The sequence below is a fragment of the Pseudoduganella sp. RAF53_2 genome (assembly GCF_052113985.1).
Taxonomy (GTDB): Bacteria; Pseudomonadota; Gammaproteobacteria; order Burkholderiales; family Burkholderiaceae_D; genus Rugamonas.
This window is the reverse complement of sequence record NZ_JBFRDW010000083.1, coordinates 1-13,244: the sequence shown is the minus strand read 5'-3', so window position 1 is coordinate 13,244 and position 13,244 is coordinate 1. Positions and strand designations below refer to the sequence as shown.

11 protein-coding genes are annotated in these 13,244 nt (G+C 62.7%); 8 read left to right on the top strand and 3 right to left on the bottom strand.

All coding sequences use genetic code 11. The annotated features are described in order from the left end of the window. Positions 1 to 200: 200 nt before the first annotated feature. A complete protein-coding gene (locus AB4Z11_RS07535) occupies positions 201 to 2,546 on the bottom strand; it encodes a beta-galactosidase (protein ID WP_442023998.1) in 2,346 nt (781 codons plus the stop codon). Positions 2,547 to 2,554: 8 nt separating this feature from the next. Then, entirely contained in the window at positions 2,555 to 3,814 is a 1,260-nt protein-coding gene (locus tag AB4Z11_RS07530; RefSeq protein ID WP_442023996.1) for a DUF2264 domain-containing protein, read from the bottom strand. A 153-nt stretch (positions 3,815 to 3,967) separates the two neighbouring features. Here AB4Z11_RS07530 and AB4Z11_RS07525 point away from each other — a divergent pair, with 153 nt between their 5' ends. Genes AB4Z11_RS07525 through AB4Z11_RS07490 form a run of 8 tightly spaced genes read left to right on the top strand, consistent with a single transcriptional unit; the run spans position 3,968 to position 12,018 of the window. Further along, a complete protein-coding gene (locus AB4Z11_RS07525; RefSeq protein WP_442023994.1) occupies positions 3,968 to 4,273 on the top strand; it encodes an STAS domain-containing protein in 306 nt (101 codons plus the stop codon). Further along, positions 4,260 to 6,293, top strand: a complete 2,034-nt coding sequence (locus AB4Z11_RS07520; protein WP_442023992.1) for a chemotaxis protein CheA — start codon at positions 4,260 to 4,262, stop codon at positions 6,291 to 6,293. The genes AB4Z11_RS07525 and AB4Z11_RS07520 overlap by 14 nt, the downstream gene beginning before the upstream one ends. Continuing rightward, positions 6,287 to 7,897, top strand: a complete 1,611-nt coding sequence (locus tag AB4Z11_RS07515) for a methyl-accepting chemotaxis protein (RefSeq protein WP_442023990.1) — start codon at positions 6,287 to 6,289, stop codon at positions 7,895 to 7,897. The genes AB4Z11_RS07520 and AB4Z11_RS07515 overlap by 7 nt, the downstream gene beginning before the upstream one ends. 15 nt (positions 7,898 to 7,912) lie before the next feature. Next, positions 7,913 to 8,380 (top strand): chemotaxis protein CheW, encoded by a 468-nt coding sequence (locus AB4Z11_RS07510; protein WP_442023988.1) that lies wholly within the window; start codon positions 7,913 to 7,915, stop codon positions 8,378 to 8,380. Continuing rightward, on the top strand, positions 8,377 to 9,201 hold the full coding sequence (locus tag AB4Z11_RS07505; protein WP_442023986.1) for a CheR family methyltransferase: 825 nt from the start codon (positions 8,377 to 8,379) through the stop codon (positions 9,199 to 9,201). The genes AB4Z11_RS07510 and AB4Z11_RS07505 overlap by 4 nt, the downstream gene beginning before the upstream one ends. A gap of 2 nt (positions 9,202 to 9,203) precedes the next feature. Then, positions 9,204 to 9,683, top strand: coding sequence for a chemotaxis protein CheD (locus AB4Z11_RS07500; RefSeq protein WP_442023984.1), 480 nt, complete (start codon positions 9,204 to 9,206; stop codon positions 9,681 to 9,683). Next, positions 9,680 to 10,762, top strand: a complete 1,083-nt coding sequence (locus AB4Z11_RS07495) for a protein-glutamate methylesterase/protein-glutamine glutaminase (RefSeq protein WP_442023982.1) — start codon at positions 9,680 to 9,682, stop codon at positions 10,760 to 10,762. The genes AB4Z11_RS07500 and AB4Z11_RS07495 overlap by 4 nt, the downstream gene beginning before the upstream one ends. Positions 10,763 to 10,773: 11 nt before the next feature. Then, positions 10,774 to 12,018 (top strand): EAL domain-containing protein, encoded by a 1,245-nt coding sequence (locus AB4Z11_RS07490; RefSeq protein WP_442023980.1) that lies wholly within the window; start codon positions 10,774 to 10,776, stop codon positions 12,016 to 12,018. Here AB4Z11_RS07490 and AB4Z11_RS07485 read toward each other — a convergent pair. Further along, positions 11,981 to 13,180 carry a sensor histidine kinase gene (locus tag AB4Z11_RS07485; protein ID WP_442023978.1) on the bottom strand — a complete coding sequence of 400 codons (1,200 nt, stop codon included), beginning with the start codon at positions 13,178 to 13,180 and terminating at the stop codon, positions 11,981 to 11,983. The two genes, AB4Z11_RS07490 and AB4Z11_RS07485, sit on opposite strands and share 38 nt — an antisense overlap. Between the last annotated feature and the right edge of the window lie 64 nt (positions 13,181 to 13,244).

The following is a 13,244-nucleotide window of genomic DNA, read 5'->3' as shown; positions in this document are numbered from 1 at the left end:
ATCCCGAACAGGACCGTGAAACGACTTTGCGCCGATGATAGTGCTGCAACCAGTGTGAAAGTAGGTTATCGTCAGGCTAGTTATTGAAGAAGCCCACCAGGCGCAGACGCCGGTGGGCTTTTTTGCTTTCTGAACCCAAGACGTAAAACCAGGTGGCTGCCACGATGTGGCAGCCACCCGCTTTTGCGCCGTGGGTTTTTTCAGCGCGCCAGCGCCTCGCCGAGGTAAGCGCGGAAGTGCTTGATGCGGCCGGTGACGTCGTCCTTGCCCTGGCGGGGCGTGTAGCGAAGGCCTGCTACTTCAACATCTTTGCCCAGATCGATGATCAGCAGGTGCGGATGCTTTGGCTTGACGCCTTTGCCGCTCCACGCGGAATGCCAGTAGTCGGTGACCTGGCCGTTGATCGCATTCAGCGCGCCGCCATCTTCCTTGCTTAGCTCTTCGCTGCTGACGTAGGCGATCGTCCAGTTGGACTGGTTGATCGTTTCGCCTTTGGCGTCGAGCAGCGAGATCTCGGCAACGGCCGCGAATTGTTTGCCGTCGTGCGCGTCCAGCGATTCGAGGCAGAACTGGCGGCCGTGCGCAGGTTTCGCAAAGCGGACATCCTGCGTTGCGCTGCCGGCGGCGAATTCTCCTTCGTGCGCTGGCGCCACGCCGTCGAGGTGCGGTTTGATCTTGCTCGGTGGGCGCGYGAGGTCGCGCTCCGGATGCAGCTGGTCGAAGACCGGTGCTTTCAAGCCGCTGATGCGCGCCGATTGCGGGCCGGTGAGATCGAGAACAACGACTTCATTTTCGCCGGCGCGAATCCATGGGCCAGGCAGATACATGGTCTGGGTCGGGCCGATGCTCCAGTAGCGGCCCAGGCAGCGGCCGTTGATCCACACAATGCCCTGGCCCCAGCTGGACATGTCGAGGAAGGTGTCGGCCTGCCGCGACGCATTGAAGCTGCCGCGCCAGAAGGCAGCGCCACCCGCACGGCCCGGTTTCCATGCCAATGGAGGCAGCGTGCCATCGGCATCGAAATCGATGGCGCGGATTTCCCAATTTTCCAGTGGCTGCGCTGCGCTGCCGGTTGGCGTGAACTGAACCGGACCATGCAGACCTTTGCGGTCGTGGATCTCCACGCCGAAGTTCACGCGCGCGATGGTGTACAGCAGGATCTCCAGCGTGACCGGCTTGCTGCGCGCAGGCAGATCGACTGTGTAGCGGCGGAAGCGCGTGTCCATCGTGCCGATCTGGCGGCCATCGAGGTGGACCCATGCCAGGTCGCGTACCTTGGTCGCTTCCAGCACGCCCGCAGGACCGGCGGGCAGGGTGATGCGATAAGCGACCAGGCCGCGGCTGATGTCATATTGCTCTAAAGGGCGTGGCGAGACATCGCGGATTACTTTGGGTGGCATATTCGCAAACACCGCCGCCGACTCCTTCAGCATGAAAGGCGCGATTTCCATTACAGGAGTTTGCGGAGGCGCTGGCGGCAGGGTTTCTCCGGCAGCCAGGAAGGGCTTGATGCCTTCGCGGTAGGCTTCAAACTTCTCGCCCATCCAGCCCGCTTCGCCTATCGGCGCGTCGTAGTCGTAGCTGCTGGTATCCGGACGGAAGGGGCGGTCGCAGCCGCCCCACAGGCCGAAGGTCGTACCACCGTGGGCCATGTAGAGACTGAACGAACCGTTTGCCTTCAGCATGGCCTGGATGTCTTCGACCGCCTTGGTCGCGGCGCCGCGGCGGTGCGGTGCGCCCCAGGTATCGAACCAGCCGGAGTAATACTCGCCGCACATCAGCGGCCCTTTCTGCACCGCGGCCAATGCCTTGAAACCATTGGCCGGGTCGCTGCCGAAATTCGCCACCGAGAACAGCTCGGGAATATGCGTCTTCGCGACCGCATTGGTCGGATTGCACTGGAATAGCGGTACATCGAACTTCGCATCCAGCAGCGCCTTGCGCATCACGCGCATGTATTCGAGGTCGTCGCCGAAGAAGCCGTATTCGTTCTCGACCTGCACCATCAGAATCGGACCGCCCTGCGTGATCTGCATAGGCGCCAGCACGCGGCCCACTTCAGCCAGCCAACGGCGTGCGGGTTCGATATAGGCCGGATCGCGCGTGCGCAGGAAGCTGTCGCCGTCATGCTTCAACAGCCACCATGGCAGGCCACCCATTTCCCACTCGGCGCAGGCATAAGGACCAGGGCGCAAGATCACATACAAGCCTTCCTGCTGCGCCACGCGGCAGAATTCAGCGGCGTCGCGCTGGCCGGCCCAATCAAAGCGGCCTTCGCGCCACTCGTGATAATTCCAGAACAGGTAAGCACAGACGGTATTCAAGCCCATCGCCTTGATGGCCTTCAGGCGATGCGACCAATACTCGCGTGGCACGCGGGCGAAGTGCATCTCGCCGCAGCGGATCTGGAGCGGCTTACCGTCCAGCAGAAAATCAGTGGCGCCAATCGAGAAGCGCGGCGTGGCCGCATGCAATGGCAGGAAGATCGTACCGATAGCGGCTGCCGTGCCTTGCAGGACACGGCGGCGAAGTGGATTCGTGGTCATGGGCAGGTTCAGTAGTTGACCGGATAGTCTTTAGGGAAGCGGTGACTTGCGAACGCCTTCTTTTGCGTCCAGTCCTGCGCAGGAGCTGTCCAGTAGCTGTCATTCTCCGGCAGACCAAGCGGCAGGAAACTGGCCGACGCGATGTACATGCTGCCGTTATTCGAATACCAGTCACCCAGCTCCGGCTGGTGTCCTGCAAAGCCGATGGTCAGATAGCCGTCCTTCGTGAAATTGCTCGGCTCCGTCCAGACAGCCTTGTGCACGGCCGTCATCGCCGCGCGGATCTGGCCTTCCGGCAGACTGGCGGGCAGCTGCTTACGCCAGGCCAGCAGGGCCAAAGGCTGGAAGGCCGCTGTGCGGTAAGTAAGCGAACGGCCAATCGGCGGGTAAGTGCCTTCTGGCGAAACGAAGCGTTCCAGATGTTCCGCATAGCGCTGCATGCGCTTGAGCGCCTGGGCGTGCAGCTCGGCCGGATTGCCGTTCCAGAAGGGCGCCTTTTCGCGCTCCGCGACTTCCAGGATTTCCGTCAGCATCGGGTGCATGACGAAGGCGCCGTAGTAATCGAAGTGGAAGCTGTCACCATCCTTGATCCAGCCGTCGCCCACATACCACTCATTGATCTTGCGGATCGCGACATTCATGCGCATCGGGTCGTATTGCTCGCCGATGGACAGCAGCCAGGCTTCATTCATGGCCGCAAACAGCAGCCAGTTGATATAAGGCGGATCGATGCGGCGCAGGGATTTGATCTCGGCGATGATGCGCTGCTTGGTGGTGTTATCCAGCGGTTCCCACAGCGCCTTGGGTGCGCGCATCAGCGCATTGGTGAAATAGGCCGAATCGACCAGCGTCTGGCCGGGACCATTCCACATCAGGTAGTCCGGATTTTTCGGATCGACGGAGTTGGCATAGCTTTGCAGGGCCAGCTGTTGCAGGCGCTTGCGCGTGCGGCCTTCCGCGCTGCCATCGTCGGGCAGTGCCAGCCAGGGCGCCACGCCAGCAATCAGGCGGCCGAAGCATTCCAGATAGCTGACGCGCTTATCACGTCCATCCCAGGTTGGGCTGACTTCGAGCGGAAAGCGCTTTTGCAGCGTGCCCCCGGCCATATTGCTCAGGACTGGCTCCGCCATTTTCTGAAGCAGGCCCGCCATGTAGGCGCGGTCGTTGGTGGTTTGCTGGGTTGCCGCGATGGCAGGACTGGCGGCGCCTGCCAGACCACCCATGGCCGAACCGGCAGCGACGGCGCGCAGGAAGCTGCGTCGTTCCATTTTGTCTCCTTTATGCTTTTGGTATCGGTTGATTCTAAGACTGGAGGGATATGCGATCTATTGTTTATTTGCGTGTATCTATGCCGTATTGATATAGCAACTGTTGCGGTCGAACGTCTTGCAAGCGAGTTGTCAAGAGCATACGATGAGCTAATGGACCAATCGCCTGCCCCGCCTGTGCTGCTGTTCATCGAAGGTGAACTGACGCTGCGGCGCGTGCGGGAGTTGAAGGAAAGCCTGCTTGCCCGGCTGTCCAAGGCGCAGGTGCTGGAAGTGGATCTGGCAGACGTCACCGAAATCGACTCGGCTGGCCTGCAATTGCTTTTGCTTGCCCGGCGCGAAGCGCGCGCCTCCGGCAGGGAGCTGCGGCTGGTGTCGCACAGCCCCGCCGTTCTCTCGATGTTCAAGTTGCTTGGCCTGGCGTCTTCTCAAGAAGGATGCTCCGATGGACCTGGATGAAGGTTTGCAGGCATTTGTCGCCGAGGCAGGCGAGCTGCTGGTCGAAATGGAGAGCGGGCTGCTCAAGCTGGGGCGGGGCGAGCCACATGGAGAGCTGATTCACGCCGTGTTCCGCGCGGCGCATACCATCAAGGGGACGGCGGGCCTGTTCAGCCTTGAATCCATCGTTGTGTTCACCCATGCTGTTGAAAGTGTTCTGGACGGCGTGCGCGATGGCAGCCGCGTGCTGGATGAGCGTCTGATCGTGCTGCTGCTGTCCTGTGCCGACCACATCACCGCCATGGTGGACGATGTGGCGCGCGGCGGGCAGGGCGATCTGGGCGAACGTGGCGTGCCGCTGCTGGAGCAATTGCACCGCTATCTCGGCCTGGCCGAACAGCCGCCGGAGCAGGCGTCCGCCGCGATGAGCGAAGCGGCGCTTTGGCATATATCCGTGCAGTTTGGTGAAGACGTATTCAGGCAGGGCATGGACCCCGCGGCCTTCATCAGCTATCTGTCACAGCTGGGCGAACTGGCCGCAGTCGCCGTGGTCGACGAGACACTGCCGCCCGCCGCCGACATGGATGCAGAGAGCTGTTACCTCGGCTTCGAGATCGTCTTACGCACAGTGGCGGGCCAGGCGCAGATCGAAAAGGCATTCGAGTTCGTGCAGCGCCAGTGCACGCTGCATGTGCTGTCGCCAAACGCCGCGCCGGAGGATTATGTGCGCCTCGCGCAGCGGCAGCCATTGCATGCCCGGGCCATTGCCGAGGTGCTGAACGCCACCGCGCGTATCGTGCCGCCTGCGCTTCTTGCCGTGCCGGCATCCTCCGCGCGGCCGAAAGCTGCGGCGCCAGCTGCGGCGCCTGCGCCGCATAGCAACGGGGAGGCGCGTGAAAACCGTACTATTCGCGTCGATGCCGACCGGCTCGGGCATCTGATTACATTGGTAGGCGAACTGATTATCGCCAGCGCCCGCACCGGCATCGCCAGCGCGCGGCTGCGGGATGCGGAATTGCGCGACAGTACCGAGCTGCTGGCTTCACTGGTGGAGGAGGTGCGCGACAGCGCCTTGCAACTGCGCATGGTACGCATCGGAGCGACCTTTCGCCGCTTTCAACGCATGGTGCACGACGTCGCACGTGAGCAAGGCAAGGAGATCCGCCTGCTGATCAGCGGTGAAGACGTGGAGCTGGATAAGACACTGGTCGAGCGCATTGCCGATCCGCTGACGCATCTGGTGCGCAATGCTGTCGATCACGGTCTGGAATCCACCGCCGAACGCCAGGCGCTTGGCAAGCCGGCGCAAGGCACCATTACCCTGAACGCATTGCACGATGCAGGCACCATCGTGATCGAAGTGAGCGACGATGGCCGCGGACTGGCGCGGGACAAGATTCTGGAGAAGGCCATTGCGCTCGGCCTGGCTGGCGCCGAACAGAATCTGAGCGATGGCGAGGTACATGCGCTGATCTTTGAGCCAGGCTTCACCACCGCCAGCGAAATCACAAATCTGTCGGGCCGCGGTGTCGGCATGGACGTCGTGCGCGAAAATATCGAAGCGCTGCGCGGCAGCATCACGATCGACAGTACGGAAGGGCAGGGCACCACGGTGCGCGTGCGCCTACCATTGACGCTTGCCATTATCGACTGCCTGCTGGTGCGCGTCGGCGAATCCAGCTTTGCGCTGCCACTCAGCATGGTGGACGAATGCGTCGCCGGCCTGGAAGAAGAAGCAGAAGGGCTGCATCAGCTGCGTGGCGAGGTGTTGCCCACGATTGTGCTGCGCGATCTGTTCCGCCTGAGCGGTCCGGCGCCGCGCCGCGAAAGCGTGGTCGTGGTGCGCCACGCAGGGCAGAAGGCGGGTTTGGTGGTGGACGCCTTGCTGGGCCAGATCCAGGCTGTCATGAAGCCACTCAGCCCACTGCTGGCCGGTTCGCGCTGCATCAGCGGGTCGACCATCCTCGGTGGCGGTGAAGTGGCGCTGGTGCTGGACCTTCCCGCACTGCTCAAGCTAAACAAGGAGACATGGACATGCTGAAAAGGATGCCTGTAGCAATGAGGCTTGGCGCACTGGTCGGAGCGCTGCTGCTGATTATGGCGGTGGTCGGCCTGGTGGGATTGCGCGGCATGGAGTTCGCCAATGCGCGGCTGAAAACCGTGTATGAAGACCGCACAGTGGCGCTGATTGAACTGTCCAACGCCAATGAAGCCATGCTGCGCATGCGTCATCGTATGGTCATGGCGGCCGCCTCCAGCTCGGTTCCGGACGCGCAGAAGGCGCTGGAAGGCGACGCTGCGCACCGTGAGACATTCCGAAAAAATTGGACGGCCTATCTTGGCACGGCCATGACCGGCGATGAGCAGAAACTGGTCGCGGAGTTCGAATCCGCCTGGAGCGCATGGCAAGAGCTGCGCAAGGACGTGTTGACGCAAGCCCTTAACGGTAAACATAAGGAGGCGCTGGCCGCGGCGTTTGCCGCCGATCCGCAGATGCGGCTGGCGCTGAACGCCATGAACCGCCTGCAGGAGCTGCAATCAACTGTCGCCCGTGACGAGTACGGCGCCGCGATTGCGCTGACCACGTCGAATATGCGCCTTAACCTGGCCTTGATCATTGCCGGCTTCACTGTCGGCACGCTGGTGTCCCTGTACATGATCCGCACGCTGCTGCGGCAGCTTGGCGGCGAGCCCTATTACGCCGCGCATATCGTGCATCAGGTTGCACAGGGCCAGCTGCAAATCGATATCCGTCTGCGTGAAGGCGACACCACCAGTCTGCTGGCGTCCATGCGCACCATGGTGGACAGGTTGCGCGGCGTCGCCACGGAAGTCAGCAACGGCGCGCTGGCGCTGGCAGCCGCATCGGAACAGGTAAGCGCCACGGCGCAGTCGCTGTCGCAGACGGCCAACCAGCAGGCCGCCAGCGTGGAAGAGACCAGCGCTTCGGTGGAAGAGATGAGCGCCTCGGTCAGCCAGAACACTGCCAATGCCCGCGTGACGGACACCATTGCCGGCAAGGCGGCGCAGGAGGCGGGCGACAGCGGTGCAGCGGTGGCGAGCACCGTCGCTGCGATGCGCGACATCGCGAAGAAGATCGTCATCATCGACGATATCGCCTATCAGACCAATTTGCTGGCGCTGAATGCCGCGATCGAGGCCGCGCGCGCGGGCGAGCATGGCAGAGGCTTCGCGGTGGTGGCGGCCGAAGTGCGCAAGCTGGCCGAGCGCAGCCAGATCGCCGCGCAGGAAATCGGCGAAGTGGCAAGCAGCAGTGTCGAAGTCGCGTCCAGCGCCGGCGAGATGCTGGATGCGATGGTGCCGAACATCCGCAAGACATCCGGCCTGGTGCAAGAGATCACCGCTGCTTCATCAGAACAGGCGGCGGGTCTGAGCCAGATCAGCCTCGCAATGGGACAGCTTAGCCAGGTGACCCAGCAGAACGCTGCGGGATCGGAAGAACTGGCGGCGACCGCAGAAGAGATGAGCAGTCAGGCGGAGCAGTTGCAACACTTGATTGGCTTCTTCCAGGTCGGTTCGCTGCAGGCGGCAGCGAAGGCGCTGCGAGATTCCCCACAGCCCAGGTCCCGGCGCCATTTCGCCGCAGCCGAAGGGCCGGACGAAGCGCACTTCACGCGCTTCTGAACGGGGAGCGCCGCCATGACCGAGCAATTCCTGAGTTTCATGCTGGACGGGGAAATGTATGCGATGAACTTGCAGCCCGTGCGCGAGATCATCGAATACCCTGGCGAGACAACGGTTCCGATGATGCCGCCCTGCATACGCGGCGTGATCAACCTGCGCGGCGCCGTGGTGCCGGTGCTGGATTTGTCCGTGCGCTTTGGGCGCGGAGCCAGCCAGATCGGGCGCCGCAGCTGCATCGTCATCGTGGAAACGGCCGGGCTGGTGATTGGCGTGCTGGTGGACGCCGTCAACACGGTGCTGGAAATCGATCCGGCCGAGGTGGAGCCGCCGCCCAGCTTTGGCGCACGCTTGCGCATCGACTTCATCGCCGGCGTAGGCAAGTGGAATGGGCGGCTGGTGATCTTGCTGAATACAGAAACCGTGCTGTCACCGGAAGAAATCGCCGCGGTAGATAGCCTGGCCGAGCAGGGCGGGCTATCATGAACGGCATGGATAGCCCCATTTCTCCGCTGACTGACCGTGAGTTCGGCCTGTTCCAGCAATTCATTGCGCAGGCGGCGGGCATTGCGCTGTCACCGGCCAAGAAGCCGCTGGTATCGGGGCGCCTGACCAAGCGCCTGCACCACTGCCAGATCGTGAGCTTTGGCGACTACTTCAAACTGATCTCGGGCGGCACGGCCCCGGATGAAACACAATTGGCGATCGATCTTCTGACTACCAACGAAACCTACTTCTTCCGCGAGTCACAGCACTTCGACCTGCTGCGCAATCTGGCGGCCAAGCCACGCTCATCGCACCGCCCCTGGCGCGTCTGGAGCGCGGCCTGCGCCACCGGCGAAGAGGCCTACAGCATCGCCATGGTGCTGGCGGATGTGCTGCCGGCCGCCGAATGGGAGGTCGTCGCCAGCGACATCAGCGCGCGCGTGCTGGCGACCGCGCGCCATGGGCACTATCCCATGGTGCGCGCCCAGCATATTCCGCCATCTTATTTGCAGCGCTTCTGCCTGAAGGGATTCGGTCCCGAGGAGGGCACACTGCTGGTCAGCCGCGCGCTGCGCGAGCGGGTCGATTTCCTGCGCATTAACCTGAACGCCCCCACACTGCCGCCGCTCGACCGTTTCGATGTGATCTTCCTGCGCAATGTGCTGATCTACTTCAGCCCCGAGGTGCGTCGGCATGTCGTCAGCCGTGTGCTCGATCTGCTGCGTCCTGGCGGCTATCTGTTTATCGGCCATGCGGAAAGCCTGCATGATTGCCTGGGGCCGATCGAGGCTGAAGCGCCATCGGTGTACCGCAAGGTGTAGCCATGCCGCTCGATGAGGTCATCGACATCTATCTTTTGCCGGGCGAATTCTTCGTCGGCGATGCGCGGCATCGCATACGCACTTTGCTCGGCTCTTGCGTGTCAATCACCTTGTGGCATCCGGCGCGGCGCATCGGGGCCATGTCGCACTTCCTGGTATCGGAACGCGGTAAGCGGCAACTGGCGCAGCTGAGCGGGCGCTATGGCGCGGAAGCGATGGAACTGATGGTCAATGAACTGCAGGCGCATGGTGTACCCGCGCACGATTGCCAGGGCAAGATTTTCGGTGGTAGCGTAATGTTCCCGAAAATCGAACGGCGCGGGCTGCATGCCATCGGCCGCCGTAATGGAGAGGCGGCGGAGAGGCTGCTGGCGCGCTACCGCATTCCGGTGGTATCGCGCTCRCTGTTTGGCGTGGGACCACGATTGATCGTATTCGAAGTCGCTACCGGCGATGTCTGGGTGCGGCAGGGGGAAGCATGAAGCAGATTCGCGTGCTGGTGGTCGATGATTCCGCGGTGGTGCGGCAGGTCTTGTCCGGTCTGTTGAACCGCGAACCTGATATCACCGTTACGCATGCGGTGGCAGACCCCATTCTCGCTTCCGAGCGCATGCGCCTGCAGTGGCCGGATGTGATCGTGCTCGATGTGGAGATGCCGCGCATGGATGGCATCACCTTCCTGCGCAAGATCATGGCCGAGCGTCCTACGCCTGTGGTGATCTGCTCCTCGCTCTCGGAGAATGGCGCACGCACATCGATGGATGCGCTGGCGGCAGGCGCAGTCGCTGTCATCACCAAGCCGCGCCTTGATTTGTACAAGTCGCCGGGTGAGGGCGGTGATGAGTTGCTGGCTGCCGTGCGCAGCGCTGCCCAGGCCAAAGTGGAGACGGTCGCGCAGCGCGTGGTGCCGGCGCCGCCCGCACCGAGCGAGCGACTGAGCGCGGACGCCATCCTGGCCGCAGCACAGGGAGAGCGCATTCCATCTTCGGCAGGCAGGATTATCGCGCTGGGCACTTCGACCGGCGGCACGCAGGCGCTGGAGCGGGTGCTGACCGCGCTGACGCCGCAGGCGGCGGGCATCGTCGTGGTGCAGCATATGCCGGAGCAGTTCACTGCCGCTTTCGCCGATCGCCTGGACAAGCTGTGCCAGGTCAGGGTGCGCGAAGCGCGCCATAACGACACTCTGACGCCGGGCACTGTCCTGATCGCTCCGGGCGGACGCCATATGCTGTTGCACCGCACCGGAGCGCGCTACTATGTGGAAGTGGTGGAAGGCCCGCTTGTAAATCGCCACCGGCCCTCGGTGGATGTGTTGTTCCGCTCCGTCGCAAATTCTGCCGGTCCGAATGCACTCGGCGTTATCATGACCGGCATGGGTGATGACGGCGCCGCTGGTCTGCTGGAGATGCGCCAGGTCGGTGCACGGACRCTGGCGCAGGACGAACCTAGCTGCGTGGTGTATGGCATGCCGCGCGAAGCAGTCCGGCGCGGCGCGGTGGAACGCAGTGTGGCGCTGGACGCCATCGCCCGGGAAATCCTGAGTTACAGCGCGTCAGCCTGACAGGAGATCGCATGAAGGATCTGAGCGGATGCACAGCCTTGATCGTCGAAGATAGTCACGTGCAGCGTGACCACGTGGCCGGCTTGCTGCGTGAAATCGGGTTTGGTTCGGTGCTGCAAGCCGAAGACGGTATCGCGGCGCTGCGCGCGCTGGAGCTGCAATGCGGTCCGGTCGATCTGGTGCTGACCGATATGGACATGCCGGGCATGGATGGTCTTGAGCTGATCCAGCACGTGGCCCAGCGCCGGCTGGCTGCCAACCTGATTGCCGCCAGCGCCAATGCGGCGCGCTTGACGGAAGCCACGCAGGGCATGCCGCCCGATACGCCAACTCGCCTGCTGGCCACGATTCCCAAGCCGATTCGCCTTGAAGGTCTGCGCTCCGTCGTTGAAAGCCAGGAACTGCTGCCGCGTACCTTGCTGGAAGCGCAGCAGGAAGCTTCGGCTTCGGAGGTGGAAGAAGGATTACGCGCGGGCCAGTTCCTCGCCTGGTATAAGCCGCGCGTCACGCTTGATGGCGGACGGCTGGCTGCCGTGACGGTGGAGGCGCGCTGGGACCATCCGCGCCGTGGCTTGCTGGCTCCAGGCGCCTTCATTGACAGCATCGATACCGGGCCGTTGGCGGCATCGCTGCTGCTATCCCTTGTGCGGCAGGCGGGCGCGCAGTTACAGGAGTGGCATGACATGGGTTTGTCCATGCGGCTTTGCCTGCCGCTGCCGCCGCAAGTGCTGGCCGATCTGCCGCATCTGAACGAAATGGCAGGAACGCTGATCGAAGCTGGCGTCAAGCCGGGCAACGTGAGCTGGGAAGTCAGCGAGGCCGTCGTGGCGGCCAGCGAGCCGCTGTTCCTGCACAATCTGGCGCGCCTTAGTCTGCGCGGTTTCGCCATCGCCGCCCGTCACTGCGGGCGTTATGAAGCGGGCCTGCGGCAATACGCCTGCTGTCCTCTCAGTGAGCTGGTGCTGGACAGCCTGTTCGTCAACGAAGCGGCAAGGCGCAGCAACCGGCGTCCGCTGCTGGAAGGTTTGCTGGATATCGCTGGCCAGCTCGACGTCGCGACAAGCTGCGACGGCATCGAGCATGAAGAAGATTGGGCCGTGCTGCGTGATCTGGGCTGCGCTTCGGGGCAGGGACCATTGATTGGCAAAGCCATGTCGGCGGAAGACTTCATCGGCTGGTACAAGACCAGCCGCCAGCGCCTGCGCGAGCAGTCTGCCGTCAGTGGCGTGGCGCCGACATCGGCAGGGACAGCGTAAAGCAGGTTCCTTTTCCCACTTCACTATTGACGCCGATACGGCCACCCAGGATATCGGTCACGATATTGTGGACGATGTGCAGTCCCAGGCCCGAGCCGCCCACCCCCATCTTGGTCGTAAAGAATGGGTCGAAGATGCGTTGCATGTTCGCCGAGTCGATCCCATTGCCGTTGTCACGCACGCGCAGGGCGATCCATTCAGCTTGTTCGTAGTCCGCCGATAGTTCGACCTCGCCTTCGCTGCGGCCGTCGAAGCCGTGTACCAGCGCGTTGTTCACCAGGTTGGCAATCACCTGCCCGAGCGGACCGGGGAAACTGTCCATCATCAGCTCGGGTGGAATGTTCTGGATGACCTGATAGGGCGTGCGTTTGATGGTCGGCATCAGCGTCAGCACATTGCCGGATACAACTTCGGCCAGCAGGAAGGTGCGGCGCTGGGTGCTGGTCTGGTCCACGGCCACTTGTTTGAAGTTGCTGACCATGTCGGCCGCGCGCTGCAGATTACGCATCAGGATTTCGACGGTGGTGTGCGCATTTTCCAGATAGTGTTCCAGCTCCGAACGGCGCAGCGGGTCGCCGGTCTTGAAGTGGCCGAGCATTTCACCGGTCTGGGCTTCAAAGGTGCTGGCCACCATCAGGCTGTTGCCGATTGGGGTATTCAATTCATGGGCAACGCCGGCTACCAGGGCGCCGAGGGCGGCCAGCTTTTCATTGTGGACCAGGTCTTCCTTGGCCTGGGTCAGGGTTTCGTACATCTGCTGCAGGTCCTGGTTTGCCTTACGCAGTGCCAGGTGGGTATTGATACGGGCCAGCACTTCCTCTACCTGAAATGGCTTGGTTATGTAGTCGACGCCGCCGGCGCCGAAACCGCTGACGATCTGTTTTGCATCGCTCAGGCCCGTCATGAAGATAACGGGAATGTCGTGGGTGGCGTCGTCGGCCTTCAGGCGGCGGCAGGCCTCGAAACCGTCCAGGCCGGGCATCACGATGTCGAGCAGGATCAGGTCGGGCTGTGCCAGCACGGCCCGCATCATGCCTTCGCGGGCGTCGTGGGCCAGCACCACCAGGAAGCCGTGGCGGCTCAAGTGATCGAGCAGCGCGAGCAGCAGGGTTGGCGAATCGTCCACCACCAAAATAGTGGGCGGCCGAATAGGGCTTGTCATGAGCCGGTCCCTTTGCTATAGTTCTGTCCCTCGCAACGCAACGCAGCAAAACGCAACGCAGCAA

What these genes read in the sequence shown, in the direction of transcription:
- AB4Z11_RS07525 (WP_442023994.1), top strand. Translation starts at nt 3,968, where the DNA reads ATGGACCAATCGCCTGCCCCGCCTGTGCTGCTGTTCATCGAAGGTGAA.
- AB4Z11_RS07485 (WP_442023978.1), bottom strand. Translation starts at nt 13,180, where the DNA reads ATGACAAGCCCTATTCGGCCGCCCACTATTTTGGTGGTGGACGATTCG.
- AB4Z11_RS07505 (WP_442023986.1), top strand. Translation starts at nt 8,377, where the DNA reads ATGAACGGCATGGATAGCCCCATTTCTCCGCTGACTGACCGTGAGTTC.
- AB4Z11_RS07510 (WP_442023988.1), top strand. Translation starts at nt 7,913, where the DNA reads ATGACCGAGCAATTCCTGAGTTTCATGCTGGACGGGGAAATGTATGCG.
- AB4Z11_RS07520 (WP_442023992.1), top strand. Translation starts at nt 4,260, where the DNA reads ATGGACCTGGATGAAGGTTTGCAGGCATTTGTCGCCGAGGCAGGCGAG.
- AB4Z11_RS07490 (WP_442023980.1), top strand. Translation starts at nt 10,774, where the DNA reads ATGAAGGATCTGAGCGGATGCACAGCCTTGATCGTCGAAGATAGTCAC.
- AB4Z11_RS07515 (WP_442023990.1), top strand. Translation starts at nt 6,287, where the DNA reads ATGCTGAAAAGGATGCCTGTAGCAATGAGGCTTGGCGCACTGGTCGGA.
- AB4Z11_RS07530 (WP_442023996.1), bottom strand. Translation starts at nt 3,814, where the DNA reads ATGGAACGACGCAGCTTCCTGCGCGCCGTCGCTGCCGGTTCGGCCATG.